This is a genomic window from Paenibacillus sp. plas6 (assembly GCF_057221655.1).
This window is the reverse complement of sequence record NZ_CM170151.1, coordinates 2888196-2906846: the sequence shown is the minus strand read 5'-3', so window position 1 is coordinate 2906846 and position 18651 is coordinate 2888196. Positions and strand designations below refer to the sequence as shown.

Sequence of the window (18651 nt, the reverse complement as noted above, 5' to 3'; positions counted from 1 at the left end):
GTCCCTTTCATTTTAGTAAGGAATTGTAATTTGAGTATAATGAATCGCGACACAATGAAACACTCCAGTATTTGATTGAAAAGGTGGAAATTATTGATGTCTATTGTTATACTGAAAACGCTTTAGAAACTAGGCAATGAAGAAGGTGAATTCTATGCTAAAAGGCAGCATTCGCAATAAACTCATTGTATTTCTCTTAATTTCAATTATTATTCCCATCTCATTGTCAATCGTGATTACTTACTATTACACGAAAGCGTCAATGAAGGATCAATATATTCAGGAAAACTCTAATCTTATTCATTTAAGTGCAATAAGCATTATTGACTACATGGAACGATTAAATGAAGCAACCTTGCAAATCTATTCCGGCATAGATGATCCTAACAGTTTGCATCAACTTATTAAAAATAATGACAGCAGTTACTTGACCGATCGTGAATTATTCAGAATGATGCAGGTTATGTCCAATACAGCGAAAGAAATTGAGCAAATTTACTTATATTCCTCCGTCACCAATATTTCTTATCGCTACGCTAATCGTTTGCTGCGAAATGTAGAAGGTCAATCCTATCAACCACCGCTCGGTCAAGATGATAACAATAAAATCGAGCATCACATTATTGTCGAGCCGATCCATAAGAGCCATCAATATGGCATTGCAAAGCCTAAGTTTCCTTTTCATATCGAGCAAGATGTGATTACTATCCATCGTTATATTAACGATGCACCATCATTTGAGACATTGGGAACCCTTTCGGTAGATATTAAGCTTGACGCAATACGTGCAATTAGTGAAGAGGTGTATTCTGCACCTTATGAGGAATTGTATATATTTAATGGGCAAAATGAGCTGATTTTCTCATCAGAGGACGGATTAGCACTTGAGGAAAATTACCCTTGGCTGCAGCATATTAGGCAAAGTACAGACATCGCTGGAAGTTACCATTATAAGGATAAACAATTTAATGGTATCTATCTGTACGAGCATCTGCAGCATGGTTGGTTAGATTGGACAATTGTAAAACGAATTCCTTATGACTATCTTTATCGCAATGCGAGAGAACTTACGTTCATTAATAGTATCGTACTGCTTTTGTTTCTTATTATTGCAGTTATTGCTACAGTCATTATATCATTGCGCTTTACTAATCCAATTAAGCAATTGCTTCGCTATATTAATAAGGTCGAGCTTGGTAATATGAACGCTGAACTAAAGATGAAACGAACCGATGAATTAGGTATACTTGCCAAACGTTTTCAGCAGCTTATTCAACGATTAAATAGCTTGATTATGCGAGAGTATCGCTTAGAGCTTGCCAATAAAACAAATGAGCTAAAGGCGTTGCAAGCTCAAATAAATCCGCACTTCCTTAATAATGCTTTACAATCTATTGGGACACTTGCTTTGCAGCAAGGAGATAAAAAAATTTATACGTTAATCTCATCACTAGGCAAAATGATGCGCTATCAGATGAATACGAATTTGACAAGTGTTCCACTTTCGGCAGAAGTCGATTACGTAAAAAATTATTTAAATCTTCAGCAACAGCGCTTTGGTGAGCAACAATTGCAATATTCCATAGAGCTGGAACCAGCTTGTAAGGACATTCATATGCCGAAAATGATTTTGCAGCCGATTGTTGAAAACTATTTTAAACATGGCTTCCAAACTAGAGAGAGTCTTGGTCAATTACAGATTTCCTGCTATTTTAAGCAAGCAAACATGCTATGTATCGAAGTAACGGATAATGGAACGGGCATTGAGCCGCAGCGTTTGCAGCAGTTACAAAAGCTTTTGAATAGCAAAGGTCATCAATTTTCTGCATTGCTTCAACAAACAGAGCATATCGGCTTAACCAATGTTCTTGCCAGACTTCGTTTATTTTTCGATGAACGTGCAGCAATTCAGCTAAGTCCACAACAACCACACGGTCTGCAAGTTACTTTACTGATTCAACTAGAGGAAGGAGCAGATTTGTCATGAAAATATTAATTGTCGACGATGAAAAGCATGTGCGCGAAAGTATTCAACTTCTGATCGATAAAGAACAGTTTGGAATTACTGAGTGGCTAGAGGCGCCTGAGGGAGAATCTGCTATTGCGATTATCGAACAGCATAAGCCGGAAATCATTTTAACAGATATGTATATGCCGATAAAAAATGGCGTGGAGCTGCTCCGCTGGATTAGTGAGTACTATCCGCAAGGCAAAACGATTGTTATTAGCGGTCATGATGACTTTGAATATGTGAAACATGCGATGAAATATGGCGGCAGCGACTATATTCTTAAACCAATTGATGAAGAAGAGCTGAATCAAGCTTTGCATAAAGCGATCGTTAATTGGAAGAAAGAGCAAGAGGAGCGTTCGATGCAGTTTAGTCGTACGAAAGAGATTAATCAGTTGAAGCCTGTGTATTGGGATAAAGTGTTTTCCAATCTCGTTCATGAGGAAATTTCGTATGCATCGATTGCCGAGCAATTTGAGACCGACTTTAAAATGAAGGAAAGACCAAAACAAGCGCAAATTGCGATCATTAGCACGGAACTGCTGCCGTTATTTATTCAAAAAAAATTTACTAGCAATTTTGATTTACTATTCTTTTTATTAGGTAATATCGTAAATGAGTTTTTGCAGCACGAGCATTCCGGCTACGCCTTCCGCTATTGGAACAGTCAACATGAATTACTGATTGTCTCTTGGTTAAGCAAAGAGCGCTTTTTACAAACGATGAAGCAAATTAATGAAGGGATTGCAATGATCTTAGGCAGCAGAATGGAAATTGGCATTGGTGGAGTTAAAAGCTTTCCGCAAGGGTTAAAGGAAAGCTATCAAGAGGCGCATTCCATCTTAAAACAGCGCAATTTGCTGCAATCTGCTGGCAATATATATTGCTATGATGAGCTGGACATCCTGCCGCTTGTCCCGCTTCCGTTTAGCCGTTTTGAAACGGAAATTAAAACAGCCCTGCAATGTGCACAGCAGCATATTATTAGCCAAGCGGTTAGTAAATGGATCGGAGCGATTCGCACGCTGAAAAGTATATCGATTGAGCAGTTGGAGCTTTGGCATCATGAATATACGCTGTTTAAAGCAAGATGCTATCATGAGCTGCTGGAAAGCGATGGAGCAGAGTTTAGCGGTGAATCTGGACAGACCTTCCCTTTGCAGGTTCCCGTCGATGAACAAGGAAAACTCTCCTTCGAGCAATTACAAGCCGCACTGGAGCAGGATTTGTGGAGGCTGGCGGAGCAATTAAAGGCAGCTAAGCAGCGTGAGAGCAATGTTATCTACGAGATCGTGGATTATATAGAGAAAAACTATCAGTTAGAAATTACGCTGCAGCATATTTCAGAGCGCTTCTTTCTAAGCAGAGAATATATTTCACGGCGTTTTAAACAAGAAATGAACGAAAACTTGTCAGATTATATTGAACGGATTCGCATTGAAAAAGCAATGCTGCTGCTTGGTAATCCGCAACTAAAAATCGTAGATATTGCAGAGCTGGTCGGTTATAGAGATGAGAAATATTTGAGCAAGGTTTTCAAAAAAAAATTAGGGCTTTCGCCCAATCAATATCGCAAGCAGCTTTTATGAGCTGCTTGCTTAGCTTACACAGGTCGCTACGAGAACAAGAAAAATGCTTCTTCACAATGACCGTTTACTTTGACTCTCAACTAATACTTCTTCCATTCAATAGGTTCAAAGCCATATAGCTTATTGACTTCAATGTATTCTTGAAACAAATCATCCATTTTAGAAACAATGTTCTCCTTGGTAGAGTATAAATTAGTACCCATTAGAATGTAGTTTCCCTGTATAAGAATAACTAATCTAGAGGTGTCTTTTTCAAAGTATGGTTCAGTATTATGATTAACTGAAGTTACTTTTTCTCCTAATTCAATTACATAGTCCCAATCCTTCTGCTCAAACTTTTTAATATCAGCTGGCTGTTTTTTGATTTCATTAAAAACAGCAATAAAGCTATTGACATCATTAATACTTCTTAAAAATTGAGTTTGAATATGATCTTCATTGTTCTGATAAAGCGCAATACCGTTATACTTTAACTGTTCAATATTAGCGTCCTGAGTAGCTTCTTTACTCTGACAAGCAGTTAAGCCAGCAAGCAATATTACAAAAGTTATAATATAGTATAGTAATTTTCTAATGTTAACACCTCCTATATTTTACATAATAGCATTTTTATGGTACTATACTACATGGAAATATTCAATATTAGGAGTGTGATTAAATTAAAAAGGAAATTTTTATCTTTGATGCTAGTAATTTGCTTATTTGCAACATTTGCAACAAGCGTGTCATCAAATGAAAGTAAAGTAACGCCTCAAGATGCTATCACTCAACTTCTAAATATTTCTGCTACACAAATTGAGTTAGCCGAATCTCAAGTCGCACAAAGTAAATTACAGCAAACTGCTACTTACAGTATAAATAATGCTGCACTGGAACTGGAAAAAGCAAAATTAACACATACATCTAGTGTTAATTTTAAATTTACGAAGACACATGAAAACAATGATGGTACCTTATCAGTAGATGCAATTATTACTATTGATACAAATAAGAATAAATATCAAACAGTTGTGACTGGCAATCTCCATAAAATTACAACTAATGAAAATCATTTAGTGTATATAGGTGGTTTACACGGATATTTAGGTGAGTCTGACACGGCTGAGGAACAAGATCAAAATGTAATTGATGTTGGACTGCATTACTCACCAAGCACCGCAGAATCGTTATTTTCAGTAACAATTGGTAGCGGAGGAAATGGGCGTACACCTTCGTTTTTCTATTTTGGAGATAAAGACAGTACAGTGATTCAAGAAGCATTTCAAATTTTTAGAAATGAAAAAGAAGCAAATAAGGTGAAAGAAACTAATAATGATAATTTCAATACTTCAAATAATTTAATTCAATCTACTGCTGTTGATGCAAGAGTCGTATATCAAGGAACAGATTATGCTACTTCAACTTATGGTAATCTAGCAGCAATAAGCTTCTACTCTACAAAAGAACTAAGAAATCAATCAATAACAACTCACTATGCTAAAGCAAACTCCTATACAAACAATGCAACAAATTATATTCAGTCTATTACCTCTTCACCATATAAAGTCATCGATGTCGCACCAGAAACCTTTACTGTAGAAATTATAAGTGCTGATGATTTATTATATGCAGTAGGAGGAGCTGCTTTACCAGCTAATAGTAGTACCTCCCTAGATGTAAGTATTCCTTTTTACTTTGGCTCCACTTATGGTTATCAGTCTCTCAATTTTTCAATACCTTTGAGCAGTACCACTTTATCATATCGAAAGAAGGCTACTGGCAGCAGCCCACACAATACACATATTACGAGCTGGGTATTGAAGAAAAACTTCGGGTTTTCACCTTCAGTTACCGATGCAAATACTAGTAGCGGTGCTTTACCAATTTACAGACAAGAAAATGGACTAGGAGTACAAAGTTCTTACACTTATAGTGGAAATGTGACTTCTAGTTTTAATGTAACTCAAGGAGCAAGTGCAAAAATTAGATATTCTTATACGAGATATTACCAAAACATTTTTGTAGGAGAATACTTCACAACGAGCACTGCAACTCATGCAAGTACTCTTAAAATAGTACCTTAATTTATTTTGCGGGCATAACAGGGACAAGATTTATTCTTGTCCTTTTTCGTTTATACGTATTAATAGAAGATAATTAAACGCACTGCATGACGAGATGCTCACGCTGTAATGTAAATACATTTTGGATAGAGGTCAAATTCGCATCATCTATCTCCGAATAGGCATACTATGTCTCTTTAATGAGAAAAATCAACGAAGCACATACTCGTCCTAACGGAACGTGTTGTGCTTCGTAATGACAAAATCTTTATATGAATCCGTTAGAAATATACTATCCTAGGTAAGAGATGGAGACCACTAAAGCCAATCTTGCCAAATTACGTATCCATTTCGACTCGGAGTTAGTCTTGAATTTGGTCTTAATAAGACTACTCCTCTCTAGGGAGTAAGCTTTTCTTGCAGCTCCCCAGGCTTCCTGTTTAGATTGTCTAGCAATAATCCCGATACGAATGCCGGAAGCTTGTCTCATTTGAAAGGTACTCTCCAAGAAAGCATCAAATATGAGGCAACATTGACGGGATCGTAGGTGTTATGGTTAAATGATCGATATGTTTCATTCTCCATTGAAGCTCTTTACAATCGAAAAGTTGCATTGGGAGTATTATTTTAAGTAATTCATAAATTTTGGTGCTAAATAATTTGCCAAATGCTCAGTCCAGTAATCGTATGTGTCATTCCATAACCATTCGCCATTTAAAATTTCTCGATTGAATTTCAAGACTTTGTTAACATGTTCCGTGTCATCCATTAAAGGCAATACCGCGATGCTAGGAACTCCGGTCAACTCCTCGAATCTTGCCACGCTTGGCTTGAGAAAGTCCACATCGGAAGCTTTAAGCGCTTTGTTGAATATTACTCCTTTAATCCGTTCTTTTTCCTTCGAATCCAACAATTGCAACGTACCTAGCGCAGCTGCAAATGCACCTCCCAAAATTAGGTCAGACACTAACCAAACTTCTGCATCGCACTTTTCAGCTATAAAAGCGTTGGCCAATCCATCCCCTAGTGGGGTGAGTTCAACCGGACAGCCTGCTCCTTCGATTACTAAAGCGTCAGACTCTTCCTGTAGCGAGTTCAAGTTCTCAGTCACTACAGGATAATATTCATGACATCGCTTCAAATATTCACTGAGCAACATCACGCCTTGGAACTCACCCATTACATACACTTCATATTCCTGATTTATCGAGAAATTATCTACAGCTACTGCTTGTTCTGAGACTGGTTTCAAGTAGATTGGCACATGTCGTTGTTCCGCCTCATGGCCAGTGCCTTGCGCTGCACACGCCATGCTTGGAGGTATAAAGCCCCCTGTCGGCACTCGGTACATCTTGTCTTCCATCGCTTGCGCCTTGAAAACTTGTGTATTGTAACCATTGTTCGCTAGAAGTCGGGCCACCCCAAGTGTAATCAAACTTTTCCCGATCCCTGCCCGTGTTCCTTGGATCATAATGCATTTTTTCTTCTTCAAACTGATCCCTCCTGAGAATTAATAAATTGATTAAAGCGTTTAACCCATTGCATCGCTAAATACTTTATGTCATACTCGGCTGCCAGACGACGCCCTTCTTGAGCCATCTTGCGGCGCAATTCGTCATTACGAAGTACCTCTACAGTTTTTTCTATAAAATCTTTTCGATATTCTGGCGAATTAGGGTCGCCTGATATAAGATATCCGGTTACACCGTCGATGACCCGTTCCTTAAGAGCTGCTCGTTCACTAGTGATCACCACAGCTCCGGCAGCTGCTGCTTCTAATGCAACTAGGCAAAACGAATCATCGTATGTGCCCTGTCTGAAACCAAACATTGTCTGGCGCTTCTACGGTAGCTCTCGCACACTCATACTGCCATTTAGAAGTCGGCATAATCATATTGATCTTCCCACTTTTCAGCCACTCACCAAGATGCTCTGGAATAGATCGATCCATCAATACCACCGCACGCAATGGTGCTGGAACTTCGAAAAACTCAGGAACACGTTTAAAATAAATTGTTACATCAGCATTCATCATTTGGTCAACTTCGTCCACGAGACGCCATTGTACCCCATCATATCGACCTGGACGCGTGTTTTTGCTAAACACCCAAACATCATGCCCCATTTCGGTAAGCGCCTTGCTGTAACGGACAACAGAGATTTCCGTACCTCCAAAACCACGCTCTGCATCCAATGGAATAAAGTAGTCGACTGGATACTTGCTGCGAGAAATTCACACTTCATCCCATCACCCATACTTTTGAATGAAAAACGGCAAGTCTGTTCCTCCTCCGCTCCAAGAGGCATTCGAAGAGGAGAGAGAACCGAAACTTCTTGATACCTCATCAGTTATCTGCGCCCTCCCTTCTTTTTACTCCACCAGTCATGATGAACTGTGCTTATCAACTGTAAATTCACGTCATCAGAAGCATCGGAAACACGTTTTTCACTTACCTGAAAAGGGTACATTTAAGTTCATTAGTTTTGACGGATTTTCGGAGCGCCATAGATCCCATCCTGTTCAAGGTAGATACGAATAATCTCTTGAGCTAATCGCTTATTTTGGAGAGCCAAGTGACCTTCAGTACGCCCTTGAAAGTAACTCAGGTTAACCTCCAAGCTCTATTGTACGATTGGAGTTACTTGATTTTCTTTGCTCGACAACTTGAGCAAGATAATTTGTAAATTTGGATTCCCCGCTATAAGTTAGGAATAACCATTCTATTGATCTTGTCATCGCGATATAAAACAATGAAACCTCTCGTTCCTCTGCTTCTTCAAGCTTAAATGGCATATTTTCAATGTTTACGATAAAAACAGCTTGAAAATCCATTCCCTTTGCACTATCAATTGTTGAAATTTTTACTTTTTTTTCGTCTCGGATAAAATTACGCTTAGTTTCATGGTTTTCAGTAATCCATGTGTACGGCAAATGATGCTGCTCTAATCCATATTTAATCTCATCAATATAGGAAATTGCATGCGTATTTTTTACACGATACAATATTGCAATATCCTCTAGTGGTATCCCTTTTTCCTTATGCAAAAATATAATCGATTTAGAGACAAAATCGATCTCTTCTTGAATTCCACTGCACGCACGAATAATCGGTTCGGGTCCTTTACGCTTCGTCGCTTGTGGCGGAATAATTTCTACTCCATCGATTGTCGCTTCTCGCACCTTATTTTTCAGCTGTGAAAACTGTTGGTAAAAATCCCAGGCAAACTTCACTATTTGCGCAGTATTACGATAATTGATCGATAAAATTTTTGATCTGCCGCGGAAATCAAGCCCGACATCCTGTATAAGACTTGATTTGCGCTTAAAGATCATTTGCGCTCGATCTTCTACTAGGAGCAATGATTGAGTTTCTGGATTTAAGCAATGACTAAGCAGTTTAAGCCATTCCGATTCAAAATCCTGTCCTTCATCTATCAATATCGCATCGTATTTAGGAACAATTGCTTCATTCTTTTCTATTTTCTCTAGCAATGTCGGAATATCTGTATCTTTCATTTTTAAGCAGTTTCTAAGCCATTCATGAAAGTTATATACCTCTATGTTGCTATGTTTAAGATTGTCATCCTGGCTATTGATAAAATCAAATAAATCGTCGGGCTCTTTTAATTTATGTTCGATCATTTGCTTTAAACTGCGGGAAAGCGGAATTCCATAGCATAACACTAGTATTTTCCATTCTGGATGCTGCTTTACTAATAGCTTAGCTCTAGTCGCTAGTACTAATGTTTTGCCGCTGCCAGCAACGCCGCGAATCAGCCTATGGCGATCACCGATTTGCTTTGCCAGATTTTCTTGATGGATATCCATCGTACGAATATTGTGCAAGGAAAGCAGCAATTGATCTTGATGCTCAATAGGAAGCTGATAATCTGCGCCAATTCGCACCTCAGGAAATAAATGAAATCGAATCGCCTGTATATCTTGATCGGATAGCAAAGTCCGTCGATAACGCGGCACTGTAAACATACTTTGAATTTTTTCTATTAAAATTTCCTCTGAAAATCCGTCCTCATCGGGGTCAATTTCATCTCTGCAAAGTACAAATTGCGGCTCAATGACCTGATATAGCCCAAGCTTCAAAAAATCCTCTTGTCGCAACCGAGTAAATACTGTCCCATAACCATATGGAAATTTTAAATGCGAACCGCCTTCACGAACTAAGTTTTTATCTTTTCTTAAATGGTCTTCAATAATTCGTGCATAATCACGGGCTTGTTTCAAAGGACTTTTCAGCCGATGAATTTGTCCAGAACCTGATGTTTCACGAATGATCCATTCGTCGTGATTTACTTGATAGATTGTACTTTTGGTATAGTCCTTAACTTCTAATACTACAATTCCTAAATCAGGTCCAATGATTACAAAATCCGGTCTATAGTTACGAATTTCTGGTTCATAATAAACGATATAATCACTAGGCAAATGATCTCTCAAGCTAGTAAATAAAATACGCTCGCCTGAGCTTGCCTTTCTGGGAATAGATTCTGGAACCATATATGCCATAAGTTATCTCTCCTAGTATAATGTACCTATACTCATTATATTAGATAGATCCAAAATCATAAAATATAAAAAAGGAAACTCTTAACAGCTAAGAGATTCCTTTTTTATTTCAAACTCTATTCCACTTCTGTAGAAAGCTTTTCTTGATATAGACTGTATTTCAAATCATGACCAGTTGGACTTTGGTATACACGCAGACCAAACTCTGGGGCAACAGCAAGGATATGATCAAAAATATCAGATTGAACGCCCTCATAAGTAGCCCATGTCGTATCATTGACAAAGGCATAGATTTCTAGCGGCAAACCTGTTTCCTCTGGTTGAAGTTGACGCACCATGCAAGTCATCCCTTTATGAATACTCGGATGCCCCTCTAAATATCGCTGGATATACGCTCTAAATATCCCGATATTCGTAAGTGCTCGACCATTTACTTTAATGGAGCGATCAATTTGATTCTCCCTGTTGTAAGCTTCAATTTCTCGCTCCTTTTGCTCAATGTATGCTTTAAGATGATGAATTTTTTTGAATCGCTCAAGCATTTCTCTATCACAGATCACAATACTGCTCGTATCGATTCGCACAGAGCGCTTAATACGGCGCCCACCTGAGCTTTGCATCCCGCGCCAGTTTTTAAATGAGTCTGAGATTAACGTATAGGTTGGAATCGTCGTTATCGTTTTATCCCAGTTTTGCACCTTTACCGTATTAAGCGAAATATCAATCACTTCACCATCTGCGCCATACTTAGGCATTTCAATCCAATCGCCTACTCGCACCATATCATTCGTTGTTAACTGCACGCCAGCGACTAGACCGAGAATGGAATCTTTGAACACAAGCATCGTTACAGCCGATAATGCCCCTAGTCCGCTTAATAAAATTAATGGACTAACGCCAAACATCCCTGATATAAATAAAATGCCGCCAAGGAAAAACAGCACGATTTTCGCAACTTGAATATAGCCTTTGATTGGTTTAGCTTTTGATATTTCAAAGTTCAAGTAAATATCATTGACTGCATCAAGAAATGCGCTAAGCGCAAGCAAAACGACAACGAGTACATACACATTTACCGCTTTTAAAATAAAAAATGAGATATGCGGAAACAACGCTGCTGAATAAAAAATAATGATAGCAGGGACGAGATGTGACAGCTTATGAAATACTTTGCGCTCTAGTAAATAGTCATCCCAATGAAATTTATTATTTTTAATGAAAAAAGTGATCAACTTTAGTAAAACCTTTTTCGTAATAAAATTAGCGACAATACATACTAAGGCAATGACCACCGCCATAATAACAGTCGCTAAATTCGTGATTAATGTTTCATCTTTGATAAAATCAGAGAGAAATTTCTCTATAATGCCCATATCCTGCTCCTTTCCCCTTTAACATCTCACATATTTGCGTTTAAATCCAATTTTCCCACGCTTCATAAATTTCTCAATATTCTCTAGCGCATTGAGATACTTCACTTTGCCATTATTTGCTGTAAATTCGACTGGACCAACGGCTTTAGCTATTTCTATCGCTTTTTCATGCAGCGGCAAATAAGAAATTGCTACAGTATAAATAAAGTTGTTCATTGAAGATTTTGTACGCAGCGGTGCAGTATGAATATGTTGCGCCACGTAATCCAGCATTTGTGAAATTTTCTCCTCGGAAAATTGATGATCTGAACGGTTGCCGAGCATCCAACAATAACAGCTCCAGCCAGCAGACATGCGTAATTCCTCTCCACTAGCTATCCATTTATCAGCCACCTCTTGGGCAATCGGACTTTCTGACAGTGTCACTGCGACTACAAAATCAGACAGCATATAAAAATAAGCTCCATCTATCCAGCGTTCAAAGTCTTCAGCAGTCATTTGCTTCGGATCGGCAATCATGCCTGCAAAATACATGACATCATAGTTGCCGCTGCTATATAATTCCTCTGCAAGCTCATGATTAATCTTTATTTTACGAAATAACGGCTTCATTTCCCCTGTCGCTACACCAAACAACGGTTCATGTGCACCGTTGGACATATACATTTTTTTAAGTCTTTCTTTGCCTAAAGCTGCAAGCTCCTGTATGACCGTTTGTGCATCTATTGTCATTGTTCCAGCTCCTTTTAATCCTTCTTGTTATAAACATTATTTAAACTGGTCGCTTATATATTAACATATCCTTCTTAAATAAGGATTAAAGTATATAAGGATAACTATTTTCAAATAAAAAAAGACATTTACGAGCAGCTGGATAATCCACTGCTCGCAATGCCCTTTGACAAATATCTATTTTCACAGATAACCCGGTTATTTAGCTCCAACAACTAGCTCTACTTGATCAAATGTATTAGGAAGGTTAAGCGTAAGTTGTTGCAATTCTGCATCATATGACCAGCTTCCGCCTGCTTCCTCTAATCGGACAGTACGCTCGGAATTTTGAACTTGCACTGTTGTTGGTTGATATGCCAAATGTTTAACGGTTATTTGCAGCTGATTGCGCTGCATTAGCATATTTTTTGTGCTGTAAGAACAGCTAAGCACAACATGATCTGCATAGAAGCTTGCTTTAGTCTCAAGTAAATTATAGATTCCTTTTTCATAATCGTATGTGCGTGCATCGTCTTCATACCATTCACTCGTAACAATACTTCCTTCACTTGCAGCGTATACAACGAGGGAAATATCTGCTTTCTCATTTAAGACCGGTTTCCACGCATTATCCAACAACTCAGGGATTACTGCACCTGCTCGAACATATAGCGGCAATGTATCTAGCGGAGCATAAGCTAAAATATATTGACCGCCTTTATATCGTTCACCGCTCCAATAATCAATCCAATCTCCTTCAGGCAAGTACACCGAGCGTGTTTCAGTGCCTGGTCGGAGAATAGGCGCCACAAGCAAATCAGAGCCTACTAAAAATTGATCACATAAGTTATACACCTTGCGATCATCTGGATATTCCATAATCAATGGCCGCATAATTGGAAGGCCAGCCTTATGCGCATGATAAAACTGAGTGTATAAATATGGCATTAAACGATAACGCAAACGAATATATTTTCTACATATCTCTTCAATCGTTTCGCCAAAAACCCAAGGCTCTTGACGAATTGATTCAATCACACTATGATTACGGCAATATGGGAAGAATACTCCTGCTTGTGTCCATCTTGCCAGCAGCTCAGGTGATGTATGGTGAGCAAATCCGCCAATATCCGGACCAGCAAACGGCTGTCCTGACAAACCTAGGTTCAATACCATTGGAATGGACATCGCAAGATGCTCCCAGAAGCTGCGGTTATCCCCTGTCCAAGTAGCGGCATACTTTTGAACACCTGCATAGCCTGCTCTTGTTAAAACAAATGGACGTTCTCCATTAAGCTCTTTCTTCAATCCCTGCTGAGTGGCCATCGACATTAGCATACCGTAAAGATTATGCAGCTCACGATGCGTTTTTGGATTGCCGTCATTACGATGAACAACATCGAGATCCATCGTCTTCGTTGCATTAAACACCGCTGGTTCGTTCATATCATTCCATATGCCATGAATCCCTAGATCCGTATAGAAAGAATGCTGCTCTCCCCACCATTGACGTACCTCCTCCTCTGTAAAGTCAGGAAATGCACTCGCTCCAGGCCAAACATCGCCAATAAATAAATCTCCTTCGATTTTTTTACAAAAGTAATTCCGTTGAATGCCTTCCCTATACTGCTGATACTCAGGATCTTTCTTTACACCTGGATCGACAATTGGCACGATACGAATGCCCATTTCCTTTAATTCCTCAACCATTTTTCGCGGATTAGGAAAACGTACAGGATCGAAGGTAAATACACGATATTCATCCATATAATGAATATCGAGATGGATAACATCACAAGGGATATTTTTTTCTTTAAATGTTTTTGCTAAAGAAAGCACTTCCTCTTGAGTCATATAGCTATATCTTGATTGATGATAACCAATTGCCCAAGCAGGAGGCAGATCCATTTTTCCTGTAAGCTGACTGTAGCGCTGTACAACCTCTTTAAGGCTAGGACCTAAAATAAAGTAATAGTCAATTGTGCCTGAGTTTACTTGGAAGGTATAAGCATCCTTATACGAACGCATATCAAAGGCTGAACGACCAGGATTATCTAAAAAGATGCCATATGTCGGCTTATCATATTGAAAATGAATAAGAAACGGGATCGACACATACAGTGCTTCAATTTCTGGAACATGCGGATCATAAACATCTGAATTCCACATATCATATTTCTCGCCAATTTTATCTAAGAAGCTCGTTTTTTCACCTAAGCCATAAATATGGGAAGATGGATCCATATGCTTCTTGCATATATACTCTCCTCTGCTTTGACTATAAAGTTCTTCCTGACGAGAGACTAGCGTTCCGTCTTTCGCATAAAAATCAATCTGTGCAGTTGCTTTATACAGTACAACCGATAGTGCTGGCAACGTTAATTGATAGGTTTGCTCCGTTTCCGTCAGCTCTGTTGGTACGCTAGTAAATACGTCTTTTTGAACAGCGATAGTTGTACTCATATCAAGCTCATGATGGAGTAACAATTTAACCCGAACAATATAATCATTTACAGGCTGGATAAGAAGCGAGGCATGCTCAGCTTTAAATACATATGCTCCAGCCTCTGGATTATAGCCTACAGATCGAATAGCCCCTACACTCCAGCTTTTTTCTATCAACGTATCGGCTTGCTTAAGATCTGGGTGAATACTTTCGCTTGTTTTCATCGATATATCTCCTATCTCTTTCCTAATAGTACTATCCTTTTACGGAACCAAGTGTAATTCCTTTAACAAAATATTTTTGAAAAAATGGGTAGATGACTAACAAAGGCACCATTGATATAAAAATTTTTGCCGCGTTCAAGGTTTGATTATTCAGTGTAGTTAAAAGTTTTGCCGATTCCGCATCAATCTTAGTCAAGTCAACATTCGCGGTGAACTGACGGATATAAGATTGCAGCGGATAATTTTCATTTTTCGTCATCAGCAATAACGCTTGGAAAAATTCATTCCAATGACCAACGATGGTAAATACAAGAATGGTCGCTAATACTGGTGTAGATAGCGGCAGAAAAATTTGAAATAAAATTCTCCAAGGTCCCGCTCCATCAATTAGCGCTGACTCTTCCAGCTCCTTAGGCAAATTTCGGAAAAAGTTCATAACAAGAATGACATTGAACACCGGCAAGCCTCCGCCAAGCACAAGCCCCCAAATGCTGTTAGTCAGACCTAATGATTTCATTGTCATATACCACGGAACCATACCGCCATTAAATAGCATACAAAAAATTAATAGCCACATAAATACATTTCTTGGTTTAAAATCCTTTGTATTTTTCGACAGCGGATATGCCATTAGTAGCACGACCGTAAAGGTAATAATTGTTGCAAACACTACACGCTTCACCGATATCCAGAAAGATTTAAAAAACTGACTGTCCTCAATAATAATCTGATAGGAAGCGAAGGTTAAATTTTTAGGAACAAAGAATACCTCTCCTGCTGCAACGACTGTTCTATCACTTATAGAAATAACCAAGGTATACCATACAGGCATGATACAAAGCAATGTAATACATATGATTAAAAACACATTTAATCCATTGAAAAACTTGGATATTGCTGAACGTTCTTCTACCATTGCTGTCACATCCTATCTTTTAGAAGATTCTATAATTGGCAAAACGATATGCTAACGTATAAGAAACCGAGATTAATACTAGACCAACAACAGATTTGAGCAAACCGACTGCTGTTGCTAAACCATATTGCATATCAAGCAAACCTGCTCGATACACCCATGTATCAATAATATCTCCAGTAGAGTATACAGAAGGATTGTACAGGTTAAATATTTGATCGAAGCCAGCGTTCAAAATGTTTCCTAGACTAAGTGTTCCGACAAGAATGGCTACAGGAAGAACACTTGGCAACGTAATATGCGTTAATCTTTTAAATTGGGAGGCACCATCAATCGCTGCAGCTTCATACATTTCTGGATTAATGGATGTCAACGCTGCAAAAAAGATAATTGCAGCAAAGCCAAACTCTTTCCAAATATCACTTAGTACAACTAACCATGGAAATAATTTTTCATTTGCAAAAAATAAAATAGGTTCTGTGCCGAACATCGCTAATAATTGATTTACTGGTCCATTGTACGAGAAAATATCTAGCATAATGCCAGCGACAATTACCCAAGATAAAAAGTGTGGTAAGTAAACAATCGTTTGTACCGAACGAGTAAACAGTCTATTTTTAATTTCGTTAAGCATAAGTGCAAAAATTAATGGCGTAATTAAATTTCCTATCATCTTTAAAACGGCTATGACAATCGTATTTTTAAACACCTGCAAGCTGTCTTCAAGCTGAAACATATACTTAAAATTTTCTAGCCCAATCCATTCAGACTTCCATACCCCTAAGCCTGGATTAAAGTCTTTAAATGCCATTAGGATGCCATACATCGGCAATAAGTTAAAAAAGAACAGCCATAACAATCCTGGTAGAAGCATCAAATAATAATGTTTGTACGCACTACGATTCAGCATGTTAACTTCTCCTTGAAATAGGTTAGATTAAGAGGAGCATATATGCTCCTCTTAACTTTGAATCTTTACAATTGATTAACCTCTTCTGTAATCTCTTTACCGCCCTGCTGATACCACTTTTCTACAAATGTATCGAACTCTTCAAGCGGAGCGCTGCCGATAATAATTTTTAAGAACGTTTCATCCTCGAGCTTTTTAAGGTTAGCCCATTTGCTTTGCATTGTTTTCGTTTGCGCTGTTACCAAGCTTCTCACCCAATGAATATCTGCATTAACAAATGCAGAACCACCATTTAGATGTGCATATAAGTGAGGGAAAAAGTCTGGGTTTGATTCTTTATCCCAATATTGAATGTCATAGTTATCATATGGCTCTGTTTTAACCTCTTTTACGTGTGAAGCAATCTCATATGTGAAACCATAGTTCAGCTTATCAACTTCCTCTAAGCTAAGCTCACCTTTAAGCACCTTTTGCGTAGTATTTACTGCATAATCAAGCTGATCGCCATGTCCCATAACTAAGAACAATGGAATTTCTTGAGAGGTCATCTCTTTGCCTACTGCTGTTTTGTAGCTTTCTGGTTTTTCATTTACGTGAATATTTAGCAATTTAATAATTGCTTCTGGATGTTTATAAGACTTTTTCACAACAATATAAGTACTTCCAGTAGCTTGGTTAGAATTAAATTGACCCTCGTCATTTAATGGCGCCACATATGGTCTCCAGTTCGCTTTTTCATCATTTTTAATCGCATCAATCAAGTTATATGGTGACCACCAAGGACCAAAGAAAATCCCAGCTTGACCGCTTGTTAGCAGCTCCTGTGAGCTTTTTCTTAAGCCAAGCTCTTTATCAAGAATTCCTTTGCTGTACCAATCTCTTAATGTCGCTAGCGCTTGTTTGGTTTCTTCTGTGGTTGAACCATATACAGCGTTTCCATTTGCATCCTTAGTCCAAATTCCTGGATAGGCATTATGCGCAAAGAAAACAGGAGATAAGTTCATAAAATGGTCCGTAGAAGCTAGGAATGTAGAATACAATGATCCGCCTTGCTGCGTAGCTACAATACCGACCGTATTCGGCCCGCCCATTTTATTATCAATAAATGCTTGTGCTATCTTTTCAATATCTGCAATGGATTTAGGCTCTTCTAAACCTAATTCATCCATCCAATCCTTACGAATCCAAGTCAATGGTGCTGAAGGCAATGTTGTTTCTGGCAACGCATATAATTTGCCGTCAAAGGTAACGCTGTCAAGCAACCCTGGGTTAGAGTCATAAATTTGTTTTAAGCGATCCGTTGCATGCTTGTCATATACCTCTGTTAAATCCGCAAGCTGATCAGCTTTAACCATCTGACGCAACTGTGTTTCATCAACAAGCATTGCATCAGGCAAATCATTACTGCCGATAGCAAGGCTTACCTTTTGATTATAATCAGTTGTGGAAGCTTCCCATTCATGCTTAATAACAATGTTGTAAGCATCTTTTAACCAACGAGTATACAAGTTGTCCTCAGCGGTATCATTCCCCTCATACTTGTAATTAGGGTCGATTGCTCTGCCGATAGATACGACAACTGGCTCATCGTACTTCGCAAATGGATCTGTAACAGCAACTCCTGCATTCGTACTGCTTTGGTTATTTCCAGCATTCGTTGCAGTTTTGCTGTTGTTATCTGCACATGCAGTAACCGTTAATGCTGCTGCTACACTTAATGCCAATACTTTAAAACTTTTCTTCACAATTGTTCCCCCTTCGTATTTGTAAAGCGGTTTTCTAAGTACGACTTTATTGTAAACGGTAACTATGCTTGGCCGCGTTAGAAAAAATCATGCAATCAGGTAGAGAAATCAATAAAAAAATGAAACATGTCTGAAAATTATCTACCCTGTTTTCAGACA

General features: G+C 38.5%; 14 protein-coding genes. 3 read left to right on the top strand and 11 right to left on the bottom strand.

What is annotated here, in order from left to right:
* The first annotated feature begins 154 nt into the window (after positions 1-154).
* Entirely contained in the window at positions 155-1987 is a 1833-nt protein-coding gene (locus AC2TDL_RS12985) for a sensor histidine kinase (protein ID WP_484696515.1), read from the top strand.
* The gene (locus AC2TDL_RS12980) at positions 1984-3600 is read left to right on the top strand and encodes a response regulator (protein WP_484696514.1); all 1617 of its coding nucleotides are present in this window, start codon (positions 1984-1986) and stop codon (positions 3598-3600) included. Before AC2TDL_RS12985 ends, AC2TDL_RS12980 begins: the two co-directional genes overlap by 4 nt.
* Positions 3601-3680: 80 nt before the next feature.
* Here the strand turns inward: AC2TDL_RS12980 and AC2TDL_RS12975 are convergent, their stop codons facing one another.
* Complete coding sequence (locus AC2TDL_RS12975; RefSeq protein WP_484696513.1) at positions 3681-4136, bottom strand: hypothetical protein; 456 nt, start codon at positions 4134-4136, stop codon at positions 3681-3683.
* A 144-nt stretch (positions 4137-4280) separates the two neighbouring features.
* On the opposite strand from AC2TDL_RS12975, the gene AC2TDL_RS12970 reads away from it, so the two are divergent.
* The gene (locus AC2TDL_RS12970) at positions 4281-5663 is read left to right on the top strand and encodes a hypothetical protein (protein WP_484696512.1); all 1383 of its coding nucleotides are present in this window, start codon (positions 4281-4283) and stop codon (positions 5661-5663) included.
* 601 nt (positions 5664-6264) lie between these two features.
* Here the strand turns inward: AC2TDL_RS12970 and AC2TDL_RS12965 are convergent.
* From AC2TDL_RS12965 to AC2TDL_RS12920, 10 genes are all read right to left on the bottom strand, one after another.
* The gene (locus AC2TDL_RS12965) at positions 6265-7134 is read right to left on the bottom strand and encodes an AAA family ATPase (protein ID WP_484696511.1); all 870 of its coding nucleotides are present in this window, start codon (positions 7132-7134) and stop codon (positions 6265-6267) included.
* Positions 7131-7472: a glycosyltransferase gene (locus AC2TDL_RS12960; RefSeq protein WP_484696510.1), complete on the bottom strand. Its 342-nt coding sequence runs from the start codon at positions 7470-7472 to the stop codon at positions 7131-7133. The genes AC2TDL_RS12965 and AC2TDL_RS12960 overlap by 4 nt, the downstream gene beginning before the upstream one ends.
* Positions 7441-7836 carry a hypothetical protein gene (locus AC2TDL_RS12955; protein ID WP_484696509.1) on the bottom strand — a complete coding sequence of 132 codons (396 nt, stop codon included), beginning with the start codon at positions 7834-7836 and terminating at the stop codon, positions 7441-7443. The genes AC2TDL_RS12960 and AC2TDL_RS12955 overlap by 32 nt, the downstream gene beginning before the upstream one ends.
* Before the next feature lie 414 nt (positions 7837-8250).
* Positions 8251-10167, bottom strand: a complete 1917-nt coding sequence (locus AC2TDL_RS12950; RefSeq protein WP_484696508.1) for a DEAD/DEAH box helicase — start codon at positions 10165-10167, stop codon at positions 8251-8253.
* A 116-nt stretch (positions 10168-10283) separates the two neighbouring features.
* Entirely contained in the window at positions 10284-11540 is a 1257-nt protein-coding gene (locus AC2TDL_RS12945; protein WP_484696507.1) for a mechanosensitive ion channel family protein, read from the bottom strand.
* An 18-nt stretch (positions 11541-11558) separates the two neighbouring features.
* Positions 11559-12266 carry a DNA alkylation repair protein gene (locus AC2TDL_RS12940; RefSeq protein ID WP_484701175.1) on the bottom strand — a complete coding sequence of 236 codons (708 nt, stop codon included), beginning with the start codon at positions 12264-12266 and terminating at the stop codon, positions 11559-11561.
* A gap of 204 nt (positions 12267-12470) precedes the next feature.
* Positions 12471-14921, bottom strand: coding sequence for a glycoside hydrolase family 31 protein (locus AC2TDL_RS12935; protein WP_484696506.1), 2451 nt, complete (start codon positions 14919-14921; stop codon positions 12471-12473).
* 31 nt (positions 14922-14952) lie between these two features.
* Positions 14953-15837: a carbohydrate ABC transporter permease gene (locus AC2TDL_RS12930; RefSeq protein WP_484696505.1), complete on the bottom strand. Its 885-nt coding sequence runs from the start codon at positions 15835-15837 to the stop codon at positions 14953-14955.
* 19 nt (positions 15838-15856) lie between these two features.
* The gene (locus AC2TDL_RS12925) at positions 15857-16747 is read right to left on the bottom strand and encodes an ABC transporter permease (RefSeq protein WP_484696504.1); all 891 of its coding nucleotides are present in this window, start codon (positions 16745-16747) and stop codon (positions 15857-15859) included.
* A 65-nt stretch (positions 16748-16812) separates the two neighbouring features.
* Entirely contained in the window at positions 16813-18492 is a 1680-nt protein-coding gene (locus AC2TDL_RS12920; protein WP_484696503.1) for a type 2 periplasmic-binding domain-containing protein, read from the bottom strand.
* Positions 18493-18651: the final 159 nt, after the last annotated feature.

Coding starts and splice junctions, on each gene's coding strand:
- AC2TDL_RS12935 (WP_484696506.1), bottom strand. CDS start 14,921: ATGAAAACAAGCGAAAGTATTCACCCAGATCTTAAGCAAGCCGATACG.
- AC2TDL_RS12925 (WP_484696504.1), bottom strand. CDS start 16,747: ATGCTGAATCGTAGTGCGTACAAACATTATTATTTGATGCTTCTACCA.
- AC2TDL_RS12985 (WP_484696515.1), top strand. CDS start 155: ATGCTAAAAGGCAGCATTCGCAATAAACTCATTGTATTTCTCTTAATT.
- AC2TDL_RS12960 (WP_484696510.1), bottom strand. CDS start 7,472: ATGTTTGGTTTCAGACAGGGCACATACGATGATTCGTTTTGCCTAGTT.
- AC2TDL_RS12950 (WP_484696508.1), bottom strand. CDS start 10,167: ATGGCATATATGGTTCCAGAATCTATTCCCAGAAAGGCAAGCTCAGGC.
- AC2TDL_RS12945 (WP_484696507.1), bottom strand. CDS start 11,540: ATGGGCATTATAGAGAAATTTCTCTCTGATTTTATCAAAGATGAAACA.
- AC2TDL_RS12930 (WP_484696505.1), bottom strand. CDS start 15,837: ATGGTAGAAGAACGTTCAGCAATATCCAAGTTTTTCAATGGATTAAAT.
- AC2TDL_RS12980 (WP_484696514.1), top strand. CDS start 1,984: ATGAAAATATTAATTGTCGACGATGAAAAGCATGTGCGCGAAAGTATT.